22 protein-coding genes and 1 pseudogene are annotated in these 23,552 nt (G+C 66.2%); 7 read left to right on the top strand and 16 right to left on the bottom strand.

What is annotated here, in order from left to right; all coding sequences use genetic code 11:
* Window positions 1–74 precede the first annotated feature (74 nt).
* Both ACNFBT_RS05875 and ACNFBT_RS05870 read right to left on the bottom strand, forming a co-directional pair.
* Window positions 75–794: a 16S rRNA (uracil(1498)-N(3))-methyltransferase gene (locus tag ACNFBT_RS05875; RefSeq protein WP_416747362.1), complete on the bottom strand. Its 720-nt coding sequence runs from the start codon at window positions 792–794 to the stop codon at window positions 75–77.
* Between the two features lie 66 nt (window positions 795–860).
* The gene (locus tag ACNFBT_RS05870) at window positions 861–2,264 is read right to left on the bottom strand and encodes an adenosylmethionine--8-amino-7-oxononanoate transaminase (protein WP_416747360.1); all 1,404 of its coding nucleotides are present in this window, start codon (window positions 2,262–2,264) and stop codon (window positions 861–863) included.
* A gap of 192 nt (window positions 2,265–2,456) precedes the next feature.
* Here ACNFBT_RS05870 and ACNFBT_RS05865 point away from each other — a divergent pair, with 192 nt between their 5' ends.
* The 3 genes from ACNFBT_RS05865 (at window position 2,457) to ACNFBT_RS05855 (ending at window position 5,271) form a co-directional block, all read left to right on the top strand.
* Complete coding sequence (locus ACNFBT_RS05865; RefSeq protein WP_416747358.1) at window positions 2,457–3,935, top strand: flavin monoamine oxidase family protein; 1,479 nt, start codon at window positions 2,457–2,459, stop codon at window positions 3,933–3,935.
* A 178-nt stretch (window positions 3,936–4,113) separates the two neighbouring features.
* Window positions 4,114–4,668 carry a cytochrome b gene (locus tag ACNFBT_RS05860; RefSeq protein ID WP_416747356.1) on the top strand — a complete coding sequence of 185 codons (555 nt, stop codon included), beginning with the start codon at window positions 4,114–4,116 and terminating at the stop codon, window positions 4,666–4,668.
* 27 nt (window positions 4,669–4,695) lie between these two features.
* On the top strand, window positions 4,696–5,271 hold the full coding sequence (locus tag ACNFBT_RS05855) for a YceI family protein (RefSeq protein WP_416747353.1): 576 nt from the start codon (window positions 4,696–4,698) through the stop codon (window positions 5,269–5,271).
* A gap of 195 nt (window positions 5,272–5,466) precedes the next feature.
* On the opposite strand, the gene ACNFBT_RS05850 is transcribed toward ACNFBT_RS05855, so the two are convergent.
* Window positions 5,467–5,901 (bottom strand): MarR family winged helix-turn-helix transcriptional regulator, encoded by a 435-nt coding sequence (locus ACNFBT_RS05850; RefSeq protein WP_416747351.1) that lies wholly within the window; start codon window positions 5,899–5,901, stop codon window positions 5,467–5,469.
* 269 nt (window positions 5,902–6,170) lie between these two features.
* On the opposite strand from ACNFBT_RS05850, the gene mexA reads away from it, so the two are divergent.
* The 3 genes from mexA to ACNFBT_RS05835 are packed head-to-tail and all read left to right on the top strand — an operon-like array spanning window position 6,171 to window position 11,946.
* Entirely contained in the window at window positions 6,171–7,328 is a 1,158-nt protein-coding gene (mexA, locus tag ACNFBT_RS05845; RefSeq protein WP_416747349.1) for a multidrug efflux RND transporter periplasmic adaptor subunit MexA, read from the top strand.
* A 15-nt stretch (window positions 7,329–7,343) separates the two neighbouring features.
* Entirely contained in the window at window positions 7,344–10,487 is a 3,144-nt protein-coding gene (locus ACNFBT_RS05840; RefSeq protein WP_416747347.1) for an efflux RND transporter permease subunit, read from the top strand.
* A gap of 1 nt (window position 10,488) precedes the next feature.
* Window positions 10,489–11,946: an AdeC/AdeK/OprM family multidrug efflux complex outer membrane factor gene (locus ACNFBT_RS05835; RefSeq protein WP_416747345.1), complete on the top strand. Its 1,458-nt coding sequence runs from the start codon at window positions 10,489–10,491 to the stop codon at window positions 11,944–11,946.
* Between the two features lie 228 nt (window positions 11,947–12,174).
* Here the strand turns inward: ACNFBT_RS05835 and ACNFBT_RS05830 are convergent, their stop codons facing one another.
* From ACNFBT_RS05830 to ubiE, 13 genes and pseudogenes are all read right to left on the bottom strand, one after another.
* Window positions 12,175–12,603 (bottom strand): UPF0158 family protein, encoded by a 429-nt coding sequence (locus tag ACNFBT_RS05830; RefSeq protein ID WP_416747343.1) that lies wholly within the window; start codon window positions 12,601–12,603, stop codon window positions 12,175–12,177.
* A gap of 100 nt (window positions 12,604–12,703) precedes the next feature.
* Window positions 12,704–14,281, bottom strand: coding sequence for a methyl-accepting chemotaxis protein (locus ACNFBT_RS05825; protein ID WP_416747341.1), 1,578 nt, complete (start codon window positions 14,279–14,281; stop codon window positions 12,704–12,706).
* Between the two features lie 455 nt (window positions 14,282–14,736).
* Window positions 14,737–15,441, bottom strand: coding sequence for a methyl-accepting chemotaxis protein (locus ACNFBT_RS05820; RefSeq protein WP_416748289.1), 705 nt, complete (start codon window positions 15,439–15,441; stop codon window positions 14,737–14,739).
* 216 nt (window positions 15,442–15,657) lie between these two features.
* Window positions 15,658–16,650 (bottom strand): annotated as a pseudogene (locus ACNFBT_RS05815) (methyl-accepting chemotaxis protein); the annotation flags it as partial.
* A 184-nt stretch (window positions 16,651–16,834) separates the two neighbouring features.
* Window positions 16,835–17,542, bottom strand: coding sequence for a 16S rRNA (uracil(1498)-N(3))-methyltransferase (locus ACNFBT_RS05810; RefSeq protein ID WP_416747340.1), 708 nt, complete (start codon window positions 17,540–17,542; stop codon window positions 16,835–16,837).
* Entirely contained in the window at window positions 17,539–18,336 is a 798-nt protein-coding gene (gene tatC, locus ACNFBT_RS05805) for a twin-arginine translocase subunit TatC (RefSeq protein ID WP_416747339.1), read from the bottom strand. The genes ACNFBT_RS05810 and tatC overlap by 4 nt, the downstream gene beginning before the upstream one ends.
* Complete coding sequence (gene tatB, locus ACNFBT_RS05800; RefSeq protein ID WP_416747337.1) at window positions 18,333–18,839, bottom strand: Sec-independent protein translocase protein TatB; 507 nt, start codon at window positions 18,837–18,839, stop codon at window positions 18,333–18,335. The genes tatC and tatB overlap by 4 nt, the downstream gene beginning before the upstream one ends.
* 11 nt (window positions 18,840–18,850) lie before the next feature.
* Window positions 18,851–19,096: a twin-arginine translocase TatA/TatE family subunit gene (locus ACNFBT_RS05795; protein ID WP_416747335.1), complete on the bottom strand. Its 246-nt coding sequence runs from the start codon at window positions 19,094–19,096 to the stop codon at window positions 18,851–18,853.
* A 35-nt stretch (window positions 19,097–19,131) separates the two neighbouring features.
* Window positions 19,132–19,470 (bottom strand): phosphoribosyl-ATP diphosphatase, encoded by a 339-nt coding sequence (locus ACNFBT_RS05790; protein ID WP_416747333.1) that lies wholly within the window; start codon window positions 19,468–19,470, stop codon window positions 19,132–19,134.
* A complete protein-coding gene (hisI, locus tag ACNFBT_RS05785) occupies window positions 19,460–19,873 on the bottom strand; it encodes a phosphoribosyl-AMP cyclohydrolase (protein ID WP_259758855.1) in 414 nt (137 codons plus the stop codon). The genes ACNFBT_RS05790 and hisI overlap by 11 nt, the downstream gene beginning before the upstream one ends.
* Window positions 19,874–19,956: 83 nt before the next feature.
* Window positions 19,957–21,564 (bottom strand): ubiquinone biosynthesis regulatory protein kinase UbiB, encoded by a 1,608-nt coding sequence (gene ubiB, locus ACNFBT_RS05780; protein ID WP_416747331.1) that lies wholly within the window; start codon window positions 21,562–21,564, stop codon window positions 19,957–19,959.
* Window positions 21,561–22,187, bottom strand: coding sequence for a ubiquinone biosynthesis accessory factor UbiJ (locus tag ACNFBT_RS05775; protein WP_416748287.1), 627 nt, complete (start codon window positions 22,185–22,187; stop codon window positions 21,561–21,563). Before ACNFBT_RS05775 ends, ubiB begins: the two co-directional genes overlap by 4 nt.
* A complete protein-coding gene (ubiE, locus tag ACNFBT_RS05770) occupies window positions 22,184–22,966 on the bottom strand; it encodes a bifunctional demethylmenaquinone methyltransferase/2-methoxy-6-polyprenyl-1,4-benzoquinol methylase UbiE (protein ID WP_416747329.1) in 783 nt (260 codons plus the stop codon). The genes ACNFBT_RS05775 and ubiE overlap by 4 nt, the downstream gene beginning before the upstream one ends.
* A gap of 140 nt (window positions 22,967–23,106) precedes the next feature.
* On the opposite strand from ubiE, the gene ACNFBT_RS05765 reads away from it, so the two are divergent.
* On the top strand, window positions 23,107–23,382 hold the full coding sequence (locus tag ACNFBT_RS05765) for a polyhydroxyalkanoic acid system family protein (protein WP_152219573.1): 276 nt from the start codon (window positions 23,107–23,109) through the stop codon (window positions 23,380–23,382).
* Window positions 23,383–23,552: the final 170 nt, after the last annotated feature.

Here is a 23,552-nt window from a genome sequence, read left to right as displayed (position 1 = left end):
GGACGGTCCCCTCTCCCTTTGGAGCGGGGCGCGCAGCCAGGGTCAGGGTGAGGGGCTCTTCAAGCGCAGAGGCTCTAGAAATCGCCCCACAATTGCTGCGCCACACTCAGCGCCACCACCGGTGCGGTCTCGGTCCGCAACACGCGCGGGCCAAGGCGGGCGGCATGGAAGCCAGCGCCTTTCGCTTGTTCGACCTCGGCATCGCTCAACCCACCCTCCGGCCCAATCAGGAAGGCGAGACTTGCGGGCTTGTCATGGCTGGTCAGCGGTTCGGCCACCGGGTGCAGCACCAGCTTGAGCTGCGCCTCGCAGTTCTCCAGCCATTCGGCGAGGGTGACCGGCGCATTGAGCACCGGCAGCACCGAGCGGCCGCACTGTTCGCAGGCGCTGATCGCCACCTGGCGCCAATGGGCCATGCGCTTGTCGGCGCGTTCGTCCTTCAGGCGTACTTCGCAGCGTTCGCTGACGATCGGGGTGATCTCGCTGGCGCCCAGTTCGGTGGCCTTCTGGATCGCCCAGTCCATGCGCTCGCCACGGGACAGGCCCTGGCCTAGGTGCACGTGTAGCGGCGATTCGGGCTGGCCGTCGAACGCTTCACGCAACTCCACGCGCACGGTCTTCTTGCCGACTTCGATCAGTTCGCCCAGGTATTCACGGCCTGAGCCGTCGAACAGCTGCACGGCGTCGCCTACCGCATGGCGCAGCACGCGGCCGATGTAGTGGGCCTGGGCTTCGGGCAGCTCGTGCTGGCCGAGGGAGAGCGGGGCGTCGATGAAGAAGCGGGAGAGGCGCATGGCGATATCGGGGCAGAAGGGGGAAAGCGGCAAGCTTAAAGCTTTCGGCCTGCCGCTTGTAGCCGATCAACCCGGATCGCGGTGATCGGGGAAGCGTTCGCTGACCGCCACACTGACGTTGTCGCGGGTGGCGATGTCGATGCCTTCGCTGGCGACTTCGGCGAGGAAGTCGATCTGCTCGGGGGTGATGATGTACGGCGGCAGGAAATACACCACGCTGCCCAGCGGCCGCAGTAGCGCGCCGCGCTCCAGGCCCTGCTGGAAGACCTTCAGGCCGCGGCGCTCCTGCCAGGGGTAGGCGGTTTTCGTTGCCTTGTCCTGGACCATCTCGATGGCGAGGATCATGCCGGTCTGGCGGATTTCCGAGACGTGCGGGTGGTCGGCCAGGTGCGCGGTGGCGCTGGCCATCTTCGCCGCCAGTGCCTTGTTGGCCTCGATGACGTTGTCCTGCTCGAAGATGTCCAGGGTCGCCAGGGCGGCGGCGCAGGCCAGCGGGTTGCCGGTGTAGGTGTGCGAATGGAGGAAGGCGCGCAGGGTGGCGTAGTCGTCGTAGAAGGCCTGGTAGACGTTCTCGGTGGTGAGCACGGCGCTCATCGCCAGGTAGCCGCCGGTCAGCGCCTTGGACAGCACCAGGAAGTCCGGGGTGATGCCGGCCTGCTCGCAGGCGAACATCGTGCCGGTACGGCCGAAGCCCACGGCGATCTCGTCGTGGATCAGGTGCACGCCATAGCGGTCGCACGCTTCGCGCAGCAGCTTGAGGTAGACCGGGTGGTACATGCGCATGCCGCCGGCGCCCTGTACCAGCGGCTCGACGATCACCGCCGCCACCTCTTTATGGTGCTGCTCCAGCGCCTGCTCCATCGCCGCGAACATCGTCCGCGAGTGTTCTTCCCAGCTCACGCCTTCCGGGCGCAGGTAGCAGTCGGGCGTCGGCACCTTGATGGTGTCCATCAGCAGCGACTTGTAGGTCTCGGTGAACAGCGCCACGTCGCCCACCGACATCGCCGCCACGGTTTCGCCGTGGTAGCTGTTGGTCAGGGTGATGAAGCGCTTCTTCTCCGGCTGGCCGAGGTTGTGCCAGTAGTGGTAGCTCATCTTCAGCGCCACTTCGATGCCGGCCGAGCCGCTGTCGGCATAGAACACCCGGGACAGGCCGGCCGGGGCCAGGCGCAGCAGACGCTCGGACAGCTCGATCACCGGCTGGTGGCTGAAGCCGGCGAGAATCACGTGTTCCAGCTGGTCCACCTGGTCCTTGATGCGCTGGTTGATACGCGGGTTGGCGTGGCCGAAGACGTTGACCCACCAGGAGCTGACCGCATCCAGGTAGCGCTTGCCTTCGAAATCCTCCAGCCAGATGCCCTCGCCGCGGCGGATCGGGATCACCGGCAGGCGTTCGTGGTCTTTCATCTGGGTGCAGGGGTGCCACAGCACCTGGAGATCACGCTGCATCCACTCGGCATTCAGGCTCATGGGCTGCTCCTCAAAAATGGCGGCGAGTCCTACTGTCGACTCGCTCGGGTCGGGCAAGCCTATTCAATGCACCTGAGATGAACAAGGACACGTCCTACGACACATACCGTAGCTCGCCGACCAAGACAGCTATTCGGCTTTCGGGCGCTCACGTATGCTTCGCGCCTTTGCACTTTTCTGGGGATCTGGTCGATGAAAATGGGATGGCTGCGCGCGGCTGCGCTGGTCGCTCTGGGGGCGTTCAGCGCGCTGGCGCTGGGCAAGGATAAACAACCGACGGCTATCGTGATCGGCGGCGGTCTTGCCGGTCTGTCCTCGGCCTACGAGCTGCAGCAGGCGGGCTGGCAGGTCACCCTGCTGGAAGCCAAGCCGCAGGTGGGCGGCCGTTCGGGCCTGGCCACCAGCGAGTGGATCGGCAACAAGAAGGTCCAGCCGACCCTCAATGGCTACCTGGACACCCTGAAGGTGAATTCGGTGCCGGCGCCGGACTTCGTCCGTACCCCGAGCTATCTGATCGACGGCGTTTATTACAGCAGCGCCGACCTCAAGCAGAAGATGCCGGCCGTCGCCGCCGATCTCGAGCGCTTCGAAAAATCCCTGGACGACCTCTCGGCATCCATCGACGATCCGCTCAACCCGCTGGCGACCAAGACCACCCAGGCCCTGGACGCGCTCACCGCGGCCCGCTGGCTGGACAAGCTGAACCTTTCGCCGACCGCGCGCCTGCTGGTCAACCAGCGTATCCGCTCGCGCTACGAGGAGCCTTCGCGTCTGTCGCTGCTGTTCCTTGCCCAGCAGGGCCGGGTGTACCGCAACGTCGATGACCGCGACATGCGCGCCTCGCGCCTGCCCGGCGGCAGCCAGGTGCTGGCCGAGGCCTTCGCCAAGCAGATCAAGACCATCAAGACCAACGCCAAGGTCACCGGGATCACCCAGGAAAAGGATGGCGTGAGCGTCAAGGTCGGCGCCACCGGCTACAGCGCCGATTACGTGGTGGTGACCGTGCCGCTGGCCGCCGTCGCCAAGATCCCGATGACCCCGGGTCTGACCGCGCAGCAGCAGGCTTCGGTGACCGGCATGCCTTACGCGTGGCGTGACCAGATCCTGATGAAGTTCAAGCGCCCGGTGTGGGACGACAAGACGCGCCTGTCCGGCGAGATCTACAGCGACCAGGGCCTGGGCATGATCTGGGTCGAGCCCGCGACCAAGGGTGGCGCCAACGTGCTGATCAACCTCTCCGGCGACAACGCCCGTGTGATGCAGGCCTTCGGCGATCGCCAGCTGCTGGAGCAGGTGCTGATCCGCATGAACAAGTACTACCCGAAGATGCGTGGCGCCTATTCCGGCTACGAGATGCGTCGCTACAGCACCGACACCGGTACCGCAGGCTCCTACGTGACCTACGGTCCGGGCGACGTCTCCAACTTCTGGCGCGTCTGGGAGCGTCCGGTGGGCCGTGTGGTGTTTGCCGGCGAGCACACCGATGCGCTCTACCCGGGCACCATCGAAGGCGCCCTGCGCAGCGGCAAGCGCGCCGCGGGCCAGGTGCGCGACCTGCAGTCGGGCAAGACCCTGGCGCTGGAAACCAAGTCTGCCGCTCCGGCATCGAGCAGCACGCCGGGCGATGCCAAGAGCGAGAAGAAGGGCATCATGTCCTGGCTGCCGTTCTGATCAGACGCGTCCTACACACAATGCCGGCGAAAGCCGGCATTGTTGTTTTAGGGCGCCGGTAAGCCCCTTTTCACTGGCGATCTATCTTGTATGTCGATGTTTCAAAGCAGGATTTTCCGCTTTTATTCGATGGATTTGCCGCTAGTCTTTGACCTCCGTTTTTCAAGGATGCAGATCGATGCAATGGCGTAATTCCCCCTCCCGCTACGGACTGGTCAGCCTGTTCCTGCACTGGGGCAGTGCGCTGGTGGTCTTCGGCCTGTTCGGCCTGGGCCTGTGGATGCGCGAGCTGGACTACTACGACAGCTGGTACCACCGCGCTCCGGAAATCCACAAAGGCATCGGCATCCTGCTGCTCATCGCGCTGCTCGTACGCGTGCTCTGGCGCTTCGTCAGCCCGCCGCCGCCGGCCCCGGCCAGCCACGACCAGAAGACCCGGCTGGCGACCAAGCTGGGCCATCTCGCCTTGTATGGCCTGCTGTTCGCCGTAATGATCGCCGGCTACCTGATCTCCACCGCCGAAGGTAAGCCGATCAGCGTGTTCGGCTGGTTCGACGTGCCCGCCACCCTGAGCGGGCTGCCCGACCAGGCCGACGTCGCGGGCGCCATCCACCTGTACCTGGCCTGGGCGCTGGTGGTGATGGCCGTGCTGCATGCCCTGGCGGCCCTCAAACACCATTTCATCGATCGCGACGCCACGCTGACGCGCATGCTCGGCCGCGCCGCGAAGTAAAAACCTCACCCACAGGGAGATTGTTGAATGCTGAAGAAGACCTTTGCCGCGCTGGCTCTGGGCACTGCGCTGCTCTCCGCCGGCCAGGCCATGGCCGCGGACTACAAGATCGACAAGGAAGGCCAGCACGCCTTCATCGAGTTCCGCATCAAGCACCTGGGCTACAGCTGGCTGTACGGCCGCTTCGACGACTTCGACGGTGCCTTCACCTTCGACGAGAAGAACCCGTCCGCCGACAAGGTCAAGGTCACCATCAACACCAACAGCGTGAACACCAACCACGCTGAGCGTGACAAGCACCTGCGCAGCCCGGACTTCCTCAACGTCGGCAAGAACCCGACCGCGACCTTCGAGTCCACTGGCGTGAAGGCCGAGGGCAAGACCGCCGAGATCACCGGCAACCTGACCCTGAACGGCGTGACCAAGCCGGTTACCCTGAAGGCCGAGCTGGTTGGCCAGGGCGACGACCCGTGGGGCGGCTACCGTGCCGGCTTCATCGGCACCACCACCCTCAAGCTGAAGGACTTCAACATTCAGCGCGACCTCGGCCCGGCTTCCCAGGAAGTGGAGCTGACCCTGTCGGTCGAAGGGGTGCGTCAGTAAGACGCGTAACTACGAAAACGCCGGCGAATGCCGGCGTTTTCGTTTGTGGGCCCTGGAGCCTGTTTGCGATCTCGCGAGCTAGAGCCGTAGTAGGCGAGAAGCGCCCGAAGAGCGGAGTTTCCGTGCTGTAAATGAGCATCTGAGGGCGCTTTTCAACGCCCTACGGCCGACGCGCAGCAGATCGTAAACAGGTTCCTACTCCGCGCGGCCGGTCAGGCACTGCTGGAGCAGACGGGTGAGCATCTGTTGCTGGGCATCGTCGAGCGGCGCGAACAGATCGTCATGGGTCTGTGCGAGGATGGCCTGGGTGCGTGCTTCGATGGTCCAGCCGGCCTCCGTGAGAAAGAGCTGGAAACTGCGTTGATCCTCGGGATTACGCTCCCGGCGGACCAGTCCGAGCTCCTCCATCTCGCGAATCTTGCGGGTGACCAGCGCCTTGTCGCGGCACAGCTTGCGGCCCAGGCTCTGCAGGCTCTGGCCGGCATCGGCGCCGATCAGTTCGAGCAGGCGGATGTCCGGCGGTGCGAGATCGATACCCTCGGCGCACAACTTGTCCTGGATGCCTTCGCGCATGTGGTCGAAGACCTTCATCAGGGCCTGCGGCAGCTCGGGATTCACGGTGTGGGTCATCGGCGCGGTCACGGTAAACGGAATGTAAAGTCGGTTGATTGGATCAACCATTTTTCTTATTTTAGTTGATGTTATCAACTTTGTGCTGCACGTCCTGCGCCTTGCGGGAAACCTACTGCGAATTCGGCAATCGGCTAAATCGTTTCAGTAGTTTTCCCTCAGGGCTTTCGGACGTTTACAGACAGGACTGAATGTAAGTATTTTTGCCAGCTTTTCCGGACCGGCAAGCCCACAGCCAACCCGGATGCTTCGCTCACGAGGACAACGATATGCAACGAAAGCCAGCCATGCGCGCCCTGGTCCCGGCCCTGCTCGTCGCCATGGCCACCCTTGCCGGCTGTGACAAGAGCCAGGCTCCGCAGGAGAAGCCGATCCCCGAAGTCGGGGTGGTGACCCTGCAGTCGCAGGAGGTGACCCTGAGCACCGAGTTGCCTGGCCGCACCACTGCGTATCGCATTGCTGAGGTTCGCCCGCAGGTGAACGGCATCATCCTCAAGCGCCTGTTCAAGGAAGGCAGCGACGTCAAGGAAGGCCAGCAGCTGTACCAGATCGACCCGGCCACCTATGAAGCCACCCTGCAGAGCGCCGAGGCCAACCTGGTCTCCACCCAGCAGCAGGCCGAGCGCTACAAGGAGCTGGTGAAGGACGAGGCGGTGAGCAAGCAGCAGTACGCCGATGCCCAGGCCGCCTACCTGCAGGCCAAGGCCACGGTGGACAACGCCAAGATCAACGTGCGCTACACCAAGGTCTACTCGCCGATTTCCGGCCGTATCGGCCGTTCCTCGGTCACCGAGGGCGCGCTGGTGCAGAACGGCCAGGCCAACGCGATGGCCACCGTGCAGCAACTGGACCCGATCTACGTCGACGTGACCCAGCCCACCACCGCGCTGATCCGCCTGCGCCGCGAGCTGGCCGCCGGGCAGCTGGAGAAGGCCGGCGACAACGCCGCCAAGGTCAAGCTGTACCTGGAAGACGGCTCGGAGTACCCGCTGGAAGGCAAGCTGGAGTTCTCCGAAGTGTCGGTCGACCAGGGCACCGGCTCGGTCACCGTGCGCGCCATCTTCCCCAACCCGAACAAGGAGCTGCTGCCGGGCATGTTCGTCCACGCGCAGTTGCAGGAGGGCGTGAAGAAGCAGGCCATCCTCGCTCCGCAGCAGGGCGTGACCCGCGACTTCCGTGGCCAGGCCACCGCGTTGGTGCTGGGCGAAGGCGACAAGGTCGAGCAGCGCACCCTCAAGGCCGAGCGCACCGTGGGCGCCTACTGGCTGGTCAGCGAAGGCCTGAAGCCGGGCGACCGCCTGATCACCGAAGGCCTGCAATACGTCCAGCCGGGCGCCCAGGCCAAGGCCGTACCCGCGAAGAACGTGGCGCCCACCGCCGGTGCCGCCGACAAACCCGCCGCCGCACAGCCGGCCAAGCAGGGTTAATCAAGGGGATTCGTAATGTCGAAGTTTTTCATTGACCGGCCCATTTTCGCCTGGGTGATCGCCCTGGTGATCATGCTGGCGGGCGGCCTGTCGATCCTCAAGCTGCCGGTGAACCAGTATCCGGCCATCGCGCCGCCAGCCATCGCCATCCAGGTCGCCTACCCCGGCGCTTCCGCCGAAACGGTGCAGGACACCGTGGTCCAGGTGATCGAGCAGCAGATGAACGGTCTCGACCATCTGCGCTACATCTCCTCGGAGTCCAACTCCGACGGCAGCATGACCATCACCGTGACCTTCGACCAGGGCACCAGCCCGGACATCGCCCAGGTCCAGGTGCAGAACAAGCTGCAGCTGGCCACGCCGCTCCTGCCGCAGGAAGTGCAGCAGCAGGGCATCCGCGTGACCAAGGCGGTGAAGAACTTCCTGATGGTGGTCGGCGTCGTCTCCACCGACGGCGGCATGACCCGGGAAGACCTGTCGAACTACATCGTCTCCAACATCCAGGACCCGCTGTCGCGGACCGCCGGTGTGGGCGACTTCCAGGTGTTCGGTTCGCAGTACGCCATGCGCATCTGGCTGGACCCGGCCAAGCTCAACAGCTTCCAGATGACCCCGTCCGACGTTCGCGTGGCGATCCAGGCGCAGAACGTGCAGATTTCCTCCGGCCAGCTGGGCGGCCTGCCCGCCGTCAAGGGCCAGCAGCTCAACGCCACCATCATCGGCAAGACCCGCCTGCAGAGCGCCGAGCAGTTCAAGGAGATCCTCCTCAAGGTCAACGCCGATGGCTCCCAGGTTCGCCTGAAGGACGTTGCCGACGTGGCCCTGGGCGGCCAGGACTACAGCATCAACGCGCAGTTCAACGGCAAGCCGGCCTCGGGTATCGCCATCAAGCTGGCCACCGGCGCCAACGCGCTGGATACCGCCAAGGCGATCCGTTCCACCCTGAGCAGCCTGCAGCCGTTCTTCCCGCAGGGCATGCAGATCGTCTACCCGTACGACACCACCCCGGTGGTCTCTGCCTCCATCCATGAGGTGGTCAAGACCCTGGGCGAAGCGATCCTGCTGGTGTTCCTGGTGATGTACCTGTTCCTGCAGAACTTCCGCGCCACGCTGATCCCGACGATCGCCGTGCCCGTGGTGCTGCTGGGCACCTTCGGCGTGCTCGCCGCCTTCGGCTTCTCGATCAACACCTTGACCATGTTCGGCATGGTGCTGGCAATCGGCCTGTTGGTGGACGACGCCATCGTCGTGGTGGAGAACGTCGAGCGGGTGATGGCCGAGGAAGGCCTGTCGCCCAGGGAAGCGGCGCGCAAGTCCATGGGCCAGATTCAGGGCGCGCTGGTCGGTATCGCCCTGGTGCTCTCGGCAGTGTTCCTGCCGATGGCGTTCTTCGGCGGCTCCACCGGGGTGATCTACCGGCAGTTCTCCATCACCATCGTTTCGGCCATGGCCCTGTCGGTGCTGGTGGCGCTGATCCTGACCCCGGCGCTCTGCGCCACCATGCTCAAGCCCATCGAGAAGGGCGACCACGGCGAGCACAAGCGGGGCTTCTTCGGTTGGTTCAACCGCATGTTCCTGTCCACCACCCACGGCTACGAGCGTGGCGTGAAGTCGATCCTGACCCACCGCATGCCGTACCTGCTGATGTATGTGCTGATCCTCGGCGGCATGGTCTACCTGTTCACCCGCATCCCCACCGCGTTCCTTCCTGACGAGGACCAGGGCGTGCTGTTCGCCCAGGTGCAGACCCCGGCCGGCTCGTCCGCCGAGCGCACCCAGGTGGTGGTGGACTCCATGCGCGAGTACCTGCTGGACAAGGAGAGCAGCTCGGTGGCCTCGGTGTTCACCGTGACCGGCTTCAACTTCGCCGGCCGCGGCCAGAGCTCGGGCATGGCCTTCATCATGCTCAAGCCCTGGGAAGAGCGTCCGGGGGCGGAGAACAACGTCTTCGCCCTGGCCCAGCGTGCCCAGAAGCACTTCTTCAGCTTCAAGGATGCGATGGTGTTCGCCTTCGCCCCGCCGGCGGTACTCGAACTGGGTAACGCCGTGGGCTTCGACATCTTCCTCCAGGACCAGGCGGGCGTTGGCCACGACGTGCTGATGCAAGCGCGCAACCAGTTCCTTGGCCTTGCGGCCAAGCATCCGGCGCTGCAGCGCGTGCGTCCCAACGGCCTGAACGACGAGCCGCAGTACAAGCTGCTGATCGATGACGAGAAGGCCAGCGCGCTGGGCCTGTCGCTCGCCGACATCAACAGCACCCTGTCCATCGCCTGGGGCTCGAACTACGTCAACGACTTCATCGACCGTGGCCGGGTGAAGAAGGTCTACCTGCAGGGTCGACCGAATGCGCGGATGAGCCCGGAAGACCTGGACAAGTGGTACGTGCGCAACGACAAGGGCGAGATGGTGCCGTTCAGCGCCTTCGCCACCGGCGAGTGGAGCTACGGCTCGCCGAAGCTTGCGCGCTACAACGGCGTGCCGGCCATGGAAGTCCTCGGTGAACCGGCGCCGGGCCGCAGTACCGGCGAGGCCATGGCGGCGGTCGAGGAGATCGTCCAGCAACTGCCCAAGGGCGTTGGTTATGCCTGGACCGGCCTGTCCTACGAGGAACGGCTGTCCGGCTCCCAGGCCCCGGCGCTTTACGCCCTGTCGCTGATCGTGGTGTTCCTGTGCCTGGCGGCGCTGTACGAGAGTTGGTCGATTCCGTTCTCGGTGATGCTGGTGGTGCCGCTGGGCGTCATCGGTGCACTGCTGGCGACCTCCATGCGCGGCCTGTCCAACGACGTGTTCTTCCAGGTGGGCCTGTTGACCACCATCGGCCTGTCGGCGAAGAACGCGATCCTCATCGTGGAGTTCGCCAAGGAACTGCATGAGCGCGAGGGCAAGCGCATCGTCGAGGCGGCCATCGAGGCGTGCCGGATGCGTCTGCGTCCGATCGTCATGACCTCCCTGGCGTTCATCCTTGGCGTGGTGCCGCTGGCGATTTCCTCCGGCGCCGGCTCCGGCAGCCAGCACGCGATTGGTACCGGCGTGATCGGCGGCATGGTCACTGCGACCGTCCTCGCCATCTTCTGGGTGCCATTGTTCTACGTGGTGGTGAGTACCCTGTTCAAGGACGCCGCGTCCAAGGAACAGGAAACCACCGAGAAGGGGCATTGATATGAGAAAGTCCTTCCTCTCCCTCGCGATCGCGGCATCCGTGCTTTCCGGCTGCTCGCTGATCCCCGACTACGAGCGCCCCGAGGCGCCCGTGGCCGCGGCCTATCCGCAGGGCGAAGCCTACGATGCAGCGAAGCCGGCCAACGCCGGCGCCGACATCGGCTGGCGCGAGTTCTTCAAGGACCCGCAACTGCAGCGACTGATCGAAGTGTCGCTGGAAAACAACCGTGACCTGCGCGTCGCCGCGCTGAACATCGAAGCCTACCGGGCGCAGTACCGCATCCAGCGGGCGGACCTGTTCCCGGCGGTGGACGCTGGCGTCAGCGGCTCGCGCCAGCACGTGCCGGGCAGTCTGTCGCAGACCGGCAGCTCGACCATCAATAGCCAGTACGGCGCGACCCTGGGCGTCACCGCCTGGGAGATCGACCTGTTCGGCCGCCTGCGCGCCCTGCGCGACCAGGCGCTGGAGCAGTACTTCGCCAGCGAGGAAGCGCGCCGCAGCACCCAGACCAGTCTGGTGGCCAACGTCGCCAACGCCTACCTGACGCTGCGCGCCGATCAGGCCCAGCTGGAACTGGCCCGCAACACCCTGGCCACCTACCAGAAGAGCTACGACCTGACCAAGCGCAGCTACGAGGTCGGCGCCGCCTCGGCGCTGGACCTGAGCCAGTCGCAGACCTCGGTGGAGCGCGCCCGCGCGATCTCGATGCAGTACACGCGCCTGGTCGCCCAGGACCAGAACGCCCTGGTGCTGCTGCTGGGCTCCGGCCTGCCGGCCGACCTGCCCAAGGGCCGCGAGCTGTCCGACGACCTGCTGGCCACCGTGCCGGCGGGCCTGCCGTCGGACCTGCTGCAACGCCGTCCGGACATCATCCAGGCCGAGCACCAGCTCAAGGCCGCCAACGCCAATATCGGCGCGGCGCGCGCGGCGTTCTTCCCGCGCATCAGCCTGACCGCCAACGCCGGCAGCCTCAGCCCGGACCTCTCCGGCCTGTTCGACGCCGGCTCCGGCAGCTGGCTGTTCCAGCCGTCCATCAGCCTGCCGATCTTCAACGCCGGCAGCCTGCGCGCGAGCCTGGACCTGGCCAAGGTGCAGAAGGACATCAACGTGGCGCAGTATGAGAAAGCCATCCAGACGGCCTTCTCCGAAGTCGCCGACGGCCTCGCCGCCCGCGGCACCTTCGGCGAGCAGTTGCAGGCGCAGCGTGCGTTGGTGGAAGCCAGCTCCCAGTACTATCGCCTGGCCGACAAGCGCTACCGCACCGGGGTGGACAACTACCTGACCCTGCTCGATGCGCAGCGCTCGCTGTTCAGCGCCCAGCAGCAGCTGATCAGCGACCGTCTGAACCAGCTGACCAGCGAGGTGAACCTGTACAAGGCCCTCGGCGGCGGTTGGCAGGCCACGGCGGCACAAGCCAAGCCGATCTCCAACGAAGCGCCGGCAGGCCGATTGTTCTGATCGGAAACGACAACGCCGCCCTTCGGGGCGGCGTTTTTGTTTGTGCGGCTATGGCGGGTGTAGGGCGCATAACCCGTAACGGGTTATCCGCCACAATGGCGGATAACACCTTAGGCGTTATGCGCCCTACTTCGTTGCGTCGGAGTTTGGTTCGCGAGCAAGCTCGCTCCTACGAAGAGCGCGCGTGCCGAACCCTGTAAGAGCGAGCTTGCTCGCGAACCCGTTGGACTAGAGCATCGCGCTGCGCGTCGCCGGCTGGATATGGTTATCCGCCAGCCAATCCAGCGCGCACTCGCGCAGGCGCTCGGCCTGGTAGGCATACCAGGCCTGCAGCAGCTCGGGATAACCCATCAGCACATGGCGGAACGCCTTGAACGGCTTGCGCCCCTCGATGGCGTTGGCCAGGGCGGAATAGGCGTGGGGCTCGGGTACTTCGCGCAGGAAGTCGCGCATCAGGTCCAGCGACTGGCCGCTGCTCAGCGGCTCGATGGGCAGCAGGCGCTCCGGCTCGCGGTGCAGCAATTCGGCCAGCTCGGGATCGGGGTCGTCTTCGGGGATCAGCAGCACCTGGCCGCTGAAGAGGTCCAGGTAGTGATCGATACCCTGGGTATCGAGCGCGAAGGCCAGTTCGTCGAGGTCGATGGTCAGCGGTCGCATGGTCACTCTCCCAAAGTCGCGAGTAACTGATGCTACGCCATGCGCATGACAACTGTCCTGCCATTGCCGGTCGGCGCGGGCGCACCGACCGGTTGGGGGATCACAGGCGGAAGCGGCCCACCTGCACTTGCAGCTCGTTGCCCAGGCGCGCCAGTTCGCTGCTGGAGCTGGCGGTCTGCTCGCTGGCGGCGGCGGACTGGTCGGCGATCTCGCGCACCTGCACCACGCTGCGGTTGATCTCCTCGGCCACGCTGCTCTGTTGTTCGGCGGCGGAAGCGATCTGCAGGTTCATACCCTGGATATCCGCCACGGTGCGGGCGATCACGGCCAGCGCCTCGCCGGCGCGGCGGGTCAGCTCCACCGAGCTTCCGGTCAGGCGACGGCTGCCGTCCATGCGCTGCGCCGCATCCTGGGCGCCGCGCTGCAGGCCGGCGATCATGCCCTCGATCTCCTCGGTGGACTGCTGGGTGCGCTGCGCCAGGCCGCGCACCTCGTCGGCCACCACGGCGAAACCACGCCCGGCCTCGCCGGCGCGGGCGGCCTCGATGGCGGCGTTGAGCGCCAGCAGGTTGGTCTGCTCGGCCACCGACTTGATCACGTCCAGCACGCTGCCGATCTTCTCGCTCTCCTTGCGCAGCGACTCCATGGCCTCGGCGGAGCGTTCCACCTCGCTGGCCAGACGGTCGATCTGCGCCACCGCATCCTGCACCACCTGATCGCCCTGGCGGGCCTGCTGATCGGCCTGCTGGGCGGCGGCGGAGGCCTGCTCGGCATTGCGCGCGACTTCCTGCACGGTGGCGGCCATCTCGTGGATGGCGCTGGCCACCTGCTCGGTCTCCACGCGCTGGGCATTGACCCCGGCGCGGGTCTGCTCGGTGACCGCCGAGAGTTCGTCGGCGGCCGTGGCCAGTTGGCCGACGCTGCCGCCGAGCTGGCCGATCAGTCGGGCCAGGTTCTCACGCATGCGCAGCATGACGCGCTGCAGCTGCCCCAGTTCGTCCGGGCGTTGCACGTTCAGGTCGCGCGCCAGGCCCCGCGACAGGTCGCCTTCGGCAATGTACTCGGCCAGCTCCAGTGCCTCGTGCAGCGGGCGGACGATCTGCCGGTTGATGGCCCAGCCGGAGAGCAGGCCGAAGGCCAGGGCCAGCACGGCAATGAGGATCAGCCGGGTCTTGGCGGCGGCGGTTTCCGCCGCGTTGCGTTGCAGGGTGTCGTTGTACAGGCGGGTGCTGGCGCCGAGCATCGCCTGGCTGGCGGTGTCCAGGCCCTGGCGCGCTTGCTGCGAGGTGCTGCCTCCTGCGCCGGTCAGGCCGTTGAAGGCCTCTCGGTAGTCGGCCACGGCCTGGCGTACGGCGTTCAGTCTGGCTGCATCGATGTCGCTGCCGCTCAGGCGCTGCTCGATCAGCGTCAGCATCTTCGTGCTGTGCTGCTCGACCCGTTCGGCCTGGGCACGGTCGCCACCCAGTTCGAATTGCAGACGGGCGAGGTTGGCTTGCTGGCTGAGGTCGCCCAGCTCGGTGATGGTCGCCAGTTGCTCGCCGCGCCGGGCCTGATTGTCCAGGCTGCGCAGGCCGCCGAGCAGGACCAGCAGCGTGAGGAACAGAAGGATGCCGAATCCCACCACCAGCTTGAGGCTGACGTTCAGACGTCCCAGCTGGACTACTAACCAATCGTACATGTCGAAAGCTCCAGAAAGGCTTCGCCACGGGATCGACGGCCCGGGGCAGTGAGGATCGGGAAGGAGCGGGTGAGGCGGATTTTTTCGGGACGCATCTGTGTGCGTCAGAGGGTATCGGCGGTGTTTTCGGAAACTAAAGGCTGGAAATAGTCACGATGCGCTCTGGCTTGGGCGAGATTGCTCGCGAACGGGTTTCGCGGCGGGGCGCCCCTCGGTCCTACAGGTCGAATCTGTGCCGGGGATTGCCCTTACCCTAACCCTCTCCCAAGGGGAGAGGGGACCGTATGGTGGAGGGTGAAACTTCGACTTCAGCCGGCAGGGACGGCTCCCTCTCCCTGAGGAGCGGGGCGCGCAGCCAGGGCTGGGGTGAGGGGGAGGCCCCAGAGCCGATATCCCGGAAAACTGCGGCATAAAAAAGGCCCGCATTGCACGGGCCTTATTCATCGCACTGGCGATCAGACGCGGAAGTGGCTGACCAGTACCTGCAGTTCATTGCCCAGGCGCGCCAGCTCCATGCTGGAGGCGGCGGTTTCCTCGCTGGCGGCGGCGGTCTGCTCGGAGATGTCGCGAACGTTCATCACGCTGCGGTTGATCTCCTCGGCCACGGCGCTCTGCTGCTCGGAGGCGGCGGCGATCTGCTGGTTCATCGACTGGATGGTCGACACGGTGCGGGTGATCGCGCCCAGGCGCTCGCCGGCGCGGCGGGTCAGGTCGACGGTGCTGACGGTCAGCTCGCGGCTGGTCTCCATCATCTGCACGGCCTGCTGGGTGCCGCTCTGCAGGCCGGCGATCAGTTCCTCGATCTCCTCGGTGGAGGACTGGGTGCGTTGCGCCAGGGCGCGCACCTCGTCGGCCACCACGGCGAAACCACGGCCGGCGTCGCCGGCGCGGGCGGCCTCGATGGCGGCGTTGAGGGCCAGCAGGTTGGTCTGCTCGGCCACCGCCTTGATCACGTCCAGCACGCTGCCGATCTTCTCGCTTTCGCGCTTGAGCTTGAGCACCGACTCGTTGGAGCGGTCGACCTCGCTGGCGAGACGGTCCATCTGGCCGACGGCCTCGTTCACCGCACCTTCGCCGTCGCGGGCCTGACGGTCGGCGGCGGAGGCGGCCTCGGAGGCCTCCTCGGCGTTGCGCGCGACTTCCTGCACGGTGGCGGCCATCTCGTTCATGGCGGTGGCGACCTGGTCGGTTTCGCTCTTCTGGTTGTTCACCCCGGCGCTGGTCTGCTCGGTGACCGCGGACAGCTCCTCGGCGGCGCTGGCGATCTGCGTCACGCCGTCGTGGATGCGGCCGATCAGCTCGCGCAGGGACAGGTTCATGCGCTGCATGCTCTTCTGCAGCTGGCCCAGTTCGTCGGCGCGGCTGGTGTGGATGTCACGGGAGAGATCGCCGTCGGCGATGCGCTCGGCGTGGCCCAGCACCTCGCGCAGCGGATTGACGATCTGCCCGGTGATGGTCCAGGCGGCGATCAGGCCGAGCACCAGGGCGATCAGGGCGGCGAGGCCCAGCAGGGTCTTCGCCTGGGCAACGCCGGCGTCGCGCTTGGCGGTTTCGCTGACGGTGAGTTCATTGCTGATCTTCTCGATCTGCACGCCGCCGTCGCGCATGCGGTCGCGGGCAGCCTGGCTGGCGTTGACCTCGGTGCGGTAGGTGTCGAGCGCGGCGCGATAGGCGGCCAGTGCGTCGAGGGCGCTCTGGTAGTCGGAGGCCAGGTCGGCGGGGGCATTCTGCATGCCCGCCTGTACGGCCTGGGTGGCCTGCTGGAGTCCGTCGACGGCGGTCTTCTCCAGCGCGGGGTTATCGACGCTGGTATAGGCGAGTACCTGGAAGCGCGCCGCCATCACCTGGCGGCCCAGGCTGGCCAGCGCCTGCAACTGCCGCGGACTTTCGAGGCTGCTGCTGGCGACCAGTTTCTGCTCGGCCTTCTCCAGGCCGCCGGTGATCAGCGCGGCGTTGCGGATCAGGTTCTGCTTGGCGGCGTCACGGGCGGCGAAGGACTTCAGCAGTTCGTCATACAGCCGGCGATACTCCGTCACCAGCTCATGTTGCTGGTCCAGCTTGCGGCGGTCCTGTGCTTCGCTGAACTTGTCGTAGATAGCCTTGTGGCGCTGTTCCAGCTGGTCCAGGGCGTCGACCACCAGCTTGGCGTCTTCCGGCGCGCGGGTGGACTGGAACTTCAGGCGCGCGATGCGCAGGTCCTTGGCGCCGGCCACCAACTCGGAAATCTCGCCGAGCTTGTCACCCCGGTTGATCACGTTGCTCAGGTTGATCCAGCCGGTGAGGGCGATCAGCAGGGTGAGCAGCAGCACCAGGCCGAAGCCGGCGGCGAGTTTGAGTCGGACACTGAGGTTGTTGAACCAGCGGAACATGGTGGTGGGGCTCCAGCGATGAACGGGGCCGGTGCGCATGGCTGAGCGGGAGACGCGCAGAGTGGGAACGACCGGTACTGCGGGTATCGGCGCCCATGGCTGGAACTGAAGTGTTTCGCGGTGCTTTTCTGACTGAAGGTTCACGCGGAAAACCGCGTGGTTCCTGGCCTGTAGCCCGTTTTACCTAGAACAGGCGTGCCAGGAGCGCGGTGACCGCGGTTTCGACACGCAGGATGCGCTCGCCGAGCTGGACCGGGTTGAGCCCGGCTTCGCGGAGTTTTTCCACTTCGTAGGGAATCCAGCCGCCCTCGGGGCCGATGGCCAGGGTGACCGGCTCGGCGAGGGCGCGCGGGCACTCGGGCCAGGGGCCGGGATGGCCGATCAGGCCGAGGCTGTCGGCGGCAAGGGCGGGCAGGCGGTCCTCGACGAAGGGCTTGAAGCGCTTCTCGATGATCACTTCCGGCAGCACCGTGTCGCGGGCCTGCTCGAGGCCGAGGATCAATTGCTCGCGCACGGCCTCGGGTTCGAGGAAGGGGGTCTGCCAGAAGCTCTTTTCCACCCGGTAGCTGTTGAGCAGCACCAGGCGCGGCACGCCCATCGCGGCGACGGTCTGCAGCACGCGGCGGAGCATCTTCGGGCGGGGCAGGGCGAGCAGCAGGGTGAGCGGCAGCTTGGCCGGCGGTGCCTGGTCGAAGCTGACCTGCAGCTCGGCCTCGTTGGCTTCCAGGCGCAGCAGGCGGCCTTCGCCCATCAACCCGCCGAGGCGGCCGACGCGCATGCGGTCGCCGCTTTCGGCGCGATGGACTTCCTGCATGTGGGTCAGGCGGCGGTCGCGCAGGATCACGCGGTCCGCCGCGACGAAGTCGGCGTCGTCGAGCAGCAGCAGGTTCACGGACGGGTGGCCGGCGGCTGGTCGCCCTTGGACTGGCCTTCTTCGGTTTCCGGCCCGCGCTTGCGGATCAGGTGGCTGAACAGCACGCCGGCCTCGAACAGCATCCACATCGGCACTGCCAGCAGGGTCTGCGACATCGGGTCCGGCGGGGTGAGGATCATGCCGACGACGAAGCAGCCGATGATCACGTAGGGGCGGATCTTCTTCAGGTAGGCCACGTCGACCACGCCGATCCACACCAGCAGCACGGTGGCTACGGGAATCTCGAAGGCCACGCCGAAGGCGAACAGCAGGGTGAGGAAGTCGAGATAGCTGTTGATGTCGGTCATCGGCGTCACCCCTTCCGGGGCCTGGCCGAGGAAGAAGTGGAACATCAACGGGAACACCAGGAAGTAGGCGAAGGCCATGCCGGCGTAGAACAGCACGATGCTGGAGGCCAGCAGCGGCAGGGCGACGCGCTTCTCGTGCTTGTACAGGCCCGGCGCGATGAAGCCCCAGACCTGGCCGAGGATCACCGGCATGGCGATCAGCACGGCGACGATCATGGTCAGCTTGAGCGGCGCGAGGAAGGCCGACGCCGGGTCGATGGCGATCATGGTCGCGCCTTCGGGCAGGAAGCGCCGCAGCGGCTCGGAGGCCAGGGCGTAGATCTTCTGCGAGAAGTACAGCAGGCCGATGAAGATCACGAAGATCGCGATCACGCAGCGCAACAGGCGCGTGCGCAGCTCGGTCAGGTGCGAGACCAGGGGCATTTCCTGGTCGTTTTCGGGCTGGTCGGGTTTTTCGGCGCTCATGGGTTACGCGGCGTCTCGGACGAAGCGGGCGGCTGGCTCGCGGCAGTCGGTTGGCTGGCTTCCGGTGCTTGCGGCACAGCAGACGCCTCTTCCGGGGTGGCCGGCGGAACGATGCCCGCGCCCGGCAAGCTGTTCAGGCGGCTATTGGGCGCGAAGGTCGGCGCCGCGGGCGGCTCGACGGGCGTGCCCTGGCCTTCGGACTGGGCCGGCGGCTGCTGCGGGTTGAAGGTTTCCCGGGCCTGTTCTTGCAGGTCGGTCAGCGGCGCCATCAGCTTCTTGGCTTCCTGTTCCATCTGCAGGATGTGCTCGTTGTGCAGCTGGCGGCGAATTTCATCCGCGCCAAGCTCCCGCTCCACTTCCGTCTTGATGGCGTTGAAGCTGCGCTTGAGCCGGCCGATCCACAGGCCGGCGGTGCGCGCGGCACCCGGCAGGCGCTCGGGACCGAGCACCAGCAGGGCGACCAGGCCCACCAGCAGCAGTTCGCTGAAGCTGATACCGAACATGGTTTATCCCATCAGTCCTTGCGAGCCGGCTCTTCGACCTTCTGCGCCGTGGCGTCGATGGTGTGCGGCTGGTTCAGCGGCTGGGCGGGAGCGGCGGGCGCGTCCTTCTTCTCGTCTTCCTCGGTGTTCATCGCCTTCTTGAAGCCCTTGATGGCTTCGCCGACGTCCGAGCCGAGGTTCTTCAGGCGCTTGGTGCCGAAGACCAGGACAACGACGATCAGGATGACGACCCAGTGTTTCCAGTCAAAGATGCCCATCTTGTTTTCCTCGCAATCTCGCTATGAATTCGGGTTCAGGCCGACGGCTGGCGTGCCGCTTTCTCGTCGTGCCCGGAAAGACCGAAGCGGCGGTCCAGCTCGTCCAGTACCGCCTGCGGGTGCTGGCCGAGGGCGGCGAGCATCACCAGGGAGTGGAACCAGAGGTCGGCCGTTTCGTAGATCAGGTCCGTGCAGTCGCCGCTTACGGCAGCGTCCTTGGCGGCGATGATGGTTTCCACCGATTCCTCGCCGACTTTCTCCAGGATCTTGTTCAGGCCCTTGTGATACAGGCTGGCCACGTAGGAGCTGTCCGGTGCGGCATTCTTGCGCGCTTCGAGGACTTCCGCCAGACGGGCGAGGGTATCAGTGCTCATGGGGTTTTCCTGTACCTGCGTGGGAGTAGATGGCATCCGGGTCCTTGAGCACCGGGTCGACGGTCTGCCAGGCGCCGTTCTCGAACACCCGGTAGAAGCAGCTTTCGCGGCCGGTGTGGCAGGCGATGCCGCCCAGTTGCTCGACCATCAGGATCACCACGTCGGCGTCGCAGTCCAGGCGCAGTTCGTGCAGCTTCTGCACGTGCCCGGAGTCCTCGCCCTTGCGCCAGAGCTTGCCGCGCGAGCGCGACCAGTAGATGGCGCGGTTTTCGGCAGCGGTCAGGGCCAGAGCCTCGCGGTTCATCCAGGCCATCATCAGCACGCGACCGGTGCGATGGTCCTGGGCGATCGCCGGCACCAGTCCATCGGCATTCCACTTGATTTCGTCCAGCCAGTCTTTCATCTCGGGTTCCGTACGGCGGGCACGCGAGGTGCCCGGAGCCACTGTCTACAACGCTTAAGTGTGCCAGCCGGGGCGGCGACTGGCTATCGGCGCAGGATCAGATATAGACCACCGGCCAGCATCGCCCAGGCCGGCCAGGCCGCGAGGCTGTGGGTGGCCAGGCCCGTTTCGGCGGCGCCGGCGACCAGCACCGCGCCAATCAGTCGTGCCGGCCAGGCGCTGGCCATGCCGGCCTGGCCGTTGCCGTCGCGGGTTTCGTTCTGCGGCTCGCGGGACAGCCGTTCGAGGGTGTCGCGGGTCATCTGCGCCAGGTGCGGCAGCTGCTCGAAGTGCTGCTGGGCATTGCGCAGCAGGGTGCCGGGGCTGATACGGTCGCGCATCCAGCGTTCGAGGAAGGGCTGGGCGGTGGTCCACAGGTCCAGCTCCGGGTAGAGCTGGCGACCCAGGCCCTCGATGTTCAGCAGGGTCTTCTGCAGCAGCACCAGTTGCGGTTGCACTTCCATGTTGAAGCGGCGCGCGGTCTGGAACAGGCGCAGCAGAACCTGGCCGAAGGAGATGTCCTTGAGCGGCTTCTCGAAGATCGGCTCGCACACGGTGCGGATCGCCGCTTCGAAGTCGTTGACCTTGGTCTCGGCCGGCACCCAGCCTGAGTCGATGTGCAGCTGGGCGACCTTGCGGTAGTCGCGCTTGAAGAAGGCGATCAGGTTGCGCGCCAGGTAGTCCTGGTCCTCGTCGGTGAGGCTGCCGACGATGCCGCAGTCCACCGCGATGTACTGCGGGCTCCAGGGCGCGCGGGTGCTGACGAAGATGTTGCCCGGGTGCATGTCGGCGTGGAAGAAGCTGTCGCGGAACACCTGGGTGAAGAAGATCTCCACGCCGCGCTCGGCCAGCGCCTTGAAGTCGGTGCGCTGGTCGCGCAGGGTGTCCAGGTCGGTCACCGGGATGCCGTAGATGCGCTCCATCACCAGCACCTTGGGGCGGCACCAGTCCCAGTACACCTGTGGCACGTAGAGCAGCGGCGAGCCGTCGAAGTTGCGTCGCAGCTGCGAGGCGTTGGCGGCCTCGCGCAGCAGGTCGAGCTCGTCGTAGATGGTCTTCTCGTAGTCGCTGACCACTTCCGCCGGGTGCAGGCGGCGGGCGTCGGCGGAGATGCGTTCGGCAGTGCGGGCGAGGATGTGCAGCCAGGCGATGTCGGAGCGGATCACCGGCTCCAGGTTCGGGCGGATCACCTTCACCACCACTTCCTCGCCGCTCTTGAGCTGCGCGGCGTGGACCTGCGCCACCGAGGCCGAAGCCAGCGGTTCGCGCTCGAAGCGCGAGAACACCTGCTCGATCTTCGCCCCCAGCTGCTCCTCGATGCGCGCTACGGCGAGCTCGGGCGGGAAGGGCGGGACCTTGTCCTGCAGGCGCGCCAGTTCGTTGGCGATGTCGTCCGGCAGCAGGTCGCGGCGGGTGGAGAGGATCTGGCCGAACTTGATGAAGATCGGCCCGAGGTCTTCCAGGGTCAGGCGCAGACGCTCGCCGCGCGTGAGCTGCAAGGGTTTGCGTGGCAGCCAGCGCCACGGCAGCAGGCCGCCGACCAGCCGCAGCCACCAGGGCACGAAGGGCAGTTCGAGGACCATGTCGTCGAGTCGGTAGCGGATCGCCACGCGCTGGATGCGCAGCAGGCGGCGGAAGGCGAGCAGCTTCATGCGTCGGGCTTGGTCTTCTGGGTCAGGCGGGTGATCCGCGCGTCGAGGCGGTCGAGGGCGATCTTCAACTGGTCGAGCTCTTCGAAGCGGGCTTCGGCTTCATGCTGGCCGACCAGGGTGCGGCTTTCTTCGGCCAGATAGTCCGCCAGGCTCAGGCGCAGGCTTTCCAGGCTGTCGCCGGCCCAGGCCATGCCGCCGCGCAGGCGCGCGCCGAGCAGGTGCGCGGGCACCGGGCCGAGCCAGCGGGAGACTTCGTACTCCCAGTCCAGCTCCAGGCTCTGGAGGATGTTGGCCAGCTCCAGCAACATGGCGCTGTCGCCGTCCATCTCCACTTCCGGGCTGTGCAGGACGCGGGTCTTGTCCCGCGCCAGGGCCAGCTGCAGCAGGCTGCCGGCTGGCGCGCGCAGGGTGCAGTCGACTTCGGCTTCGTGGTGCGCGGCCAGGTGCAGGCCGTCGGCATCGGGGAGGATGAACAGCCGCAGCGCGGGCGCCTGGCAGTCCACTTCCAGCACTTCGCCGGCCAGCCGGCCCAGGCGCTGCAGCGCCACGCCGTCCAGCCGCAGGACGCGGTTCAGGGTGGCTTCGGCGCTGGCCAGCACGGCCTGGGTCAGCAGGGTCATCAGGGCTTGATGCCGCGGTGCAGGGCGACGATACCGCCGGTCATGTTGTGGTAGGTGACGCGGTCGAAGCCGGCCTCCACCATCATCGACTTCAGGGTTTCCTGGTCCGGGTGCATGCGGATCGACTCGGCGAGGTAGCGGTAGCTTTCCGAGTCGTTGGTGACCAGCTTGCCCATCAGCGGCAGGAGGGTGAAGGAGTAGGCGTCGTAGGCCTTGGACAGCAGGCCGCTGGTGGGCTTGGAGAATTCCAGCACCAGCAGGCGGCCGCCCGGCTTGAGCACCCGCAGCATGGAGCGGATGGCCGCGTCCTTGTGGGTGACGTTGCGCAGGCCGAAGGCGATGGTCACCGCGTCGAAGTAGTTGTCCGGGAAGGGCAGCTTCTCGGCATCGGCCTGGACGAAGCTGACGTTGCCGGCGACGCCGCTGTCGAGCAGCTTGTCGCGGCCGACCTTGAGCATCGAGGCGTTGATGTCGGCCAGCACCACTTCGCCGGTCGGGCCGACCAGGCGGGAGAACTGGCGGGTCAGGTCACCGGTGCCGCCAGCGATGTCCAGCACCCGGTTGCCGGCGCGCACGCCCGACAGCTCGATGGTGAAGCGCTTCCACAGACGGTGGACGCCGCCGGACATCAGGTCGTTCATCAGGTCGTACTTGGCCGCCACCGAGTGGAAGACCTCGGCGACCTTCTCGGCCTTCTCGCTCTCGCGCACGGTCTTGTAGCCGAAGTGCGTGGTGGAATCGGCGCCGTCCTGGCCGGCTTGGGGCTTGCGCGGTTCGCTCATGGCGTTTCTACCCTGGAAGTCAGTGGCGGGCATTCTAACAGGAAGCAGAGAAAACGCCGCCCCGGTCACCGTGGCCTCGGGGTGCGGCGATACGGCGCGGCGCGTATGATCGCAAGGTCAGTCAGTCACGGAGTTCCAGCATGTCCCGTATCCACGTCGAACGTCCCCACTCCCTCGGCCGCGAAGCCGCCCGCGCCAAGGCGGAAAAGCTTGCCGACAAGCTCAATCGCGAGCACGGCGTGAGCAGCGAGTGGCAGGGCGACACCCTGGTGATCAAGCGCAGCGGCGTGGATGGGCGCATCGAGGTGGGCGAGGACAGGATCGCGGTGGACGTGAAGCTGGGCCTGATGCTCTCGGCCATGAGCGGCCTGCTCAAGGGTGAGATCGAGCGCGCGCTGGACAAGGCGCTGGCCTGATTCGAAGTCGGCCCCGTTCCCGGCGGGGCCATGCCGTTATCCGGACGGCGCCGGCGGTCCAGCGAACGCTGGTATGTGTTTTCTAATTTTCCCCGATACCTTGGCCCACAGTCCCGCCTTTCGCGGGCAGCTATTCGACATCATCGAATCTGAATCCTGTGAGGTGCCAC

The organism is Pseudomonas sp. NY15181, assembly GCF_048068055.1.
In the GTDB taxonomy this organism is placed as follows: domain Bacteria; phylum Pseudomonadota; class Gammaproteobacteria; order Pseudomonadales; family Pseudomonadaceae; genus Pseudomonas.
Note: the sequence above shows the minus strand (reverse complement) of the source record. Positions and strands in the feature narration are given on the sequence as shown.

Coding starts and splice junctions, on each gene's coding strand:
- ACNFBT_RS05875 (WP_416747362.1), bottom strand. CDS start 794: ATGCGCCTCTCCCGCTTCTTCATCGACGCCCCGCTCTCCCTCGGCCAG.
- ACNFBT_RS05870 (WP_416747360.1), bottom strand. CDS start 2,264: ATGAGCCTGAATGCCGAGTGGATGCAGCGTGATCTCCAGGTGCTGTGG.
- ACNFBT_RS05865 (WP_416747358.1), top strand. CDS start 2,457: ATGAAAATGGGATGGCTGCGCGCGGCTGCGCTGGTCGCTCTGGGGGCG.
- ACNFBT_RS05860 (WP_416747356.1), top strand. CDS start 4,114: ATGCAATGGCGTAATTCCCCCTCCCGCTACGGACTGGTCAGCCTGTTC.
- ACNFBT_RS05855 (WP_416747353.1), top strand. CDS start 4,696: ATGCTGAAGAAGACCTTTGCCGCGCTGGCTCTGGGCACTGCGCTGCTC.
- ACNFBT_RS05850 (WP_416747351.1), bottom strand. CDS start 5,901: ATGACCCACACCGTGAATCCCGAGCTGCCGCAGGCCCTGATGAAGGTC.
- mexA (WP_416747349.1), top strand. CDS start 6,171: ATGCAACGAAAGCCAGCCATGCGCGCCCTGGTCCCGGCCCTGCTCGTC.
- ACNFBT_RS05840 (WP_416747347.1), top strand. CDS start 7,344: ATGTCGAAGTTTTTCATTGACCGGCCCATTTTCGCCTGGGTGATCGCC.
- ACNFBT_RS05835 (WP_416747345.1), top strand. CDS start 10,489: ATGAGAAAGTCCTTCCTCTCCCTCGCGATCGCGGCATCCGTGCTTTCC.
- ACNFBT_RS05830 (WP_416747343.1), bottom strand. CDS start 12,603: ATGCGACCGCTGACCATCGACCTCGACGAACTGGCCTTCGCGCTCGAT.
- ACNFBT_RS05825 (WP_416747341.1), bottom strand. CDS start 14,281: ATGTACGATTGGTTAGTAGTCCAGCTGGGACGTCTGAACGTCAGCCTC.
- ACNFBT_RS05820 (WP_416748289.1), bottom strand. CDS start 15,441: ATGGCCGCCACCGTGCAGGAAGTCGCGCGCAACGCCGAGGAGGCCTCC.
- tatC (WP_416747339.1), bottom strand. CDS start 18,336: ATGAGCGCCGAAAAACCCGACCAGCCCGAAAACGACCAGGAAATGCCC.
- tatB (WP_416747337.1), bottom strand. CDS start 18,839: ATGTTCGGTATCAGCTTCAGCGAACTGCTGCTGGTGGGCCTGGTCGCC.
- ACNFBT_RS05795 (WP_416747335.1), bottom strand. CDS start 19,096: ATGGGCATCTTTGACTGGAAACACTGGGTCGTCATCCTGATCGTCGTT.
- ACNFBT_RS05790 (WP_416747333.1), bottom strand. CDS start 19,470: ATGAGCACTGATACCCTCGCCCGTCTGGCGGAAGTCCTCGAAGCGCGC.
- hisI (WP_259758855.1), bottom strand. CDS start 19,873: ATGAAAGACTGGCTGGACGAAATCAAGTGGAATGCCGATGGACTGGTG.
- ubiB (WP_416747331.1), bottom strand. CDS start 21,564: ATGAAGCTGCTCGCCTTCCGCCGCCTGCTGCGCATCCAGCGCGTGGCG.
- ubiE (WP_416747329.1), bottom strand. CDS start 22,966: ATGAGCGAACCGCGCAAGCCCCAAGCCGGCCAGGACGGCGCCGATTCC.
- ACNFBT_RS05765 (WP_152219573.1), top strand. CDS start 23,107: ATGTCCCGTATCCACGTCGAACGTCCCCACTCCCTCGGCCGCGAAGCC.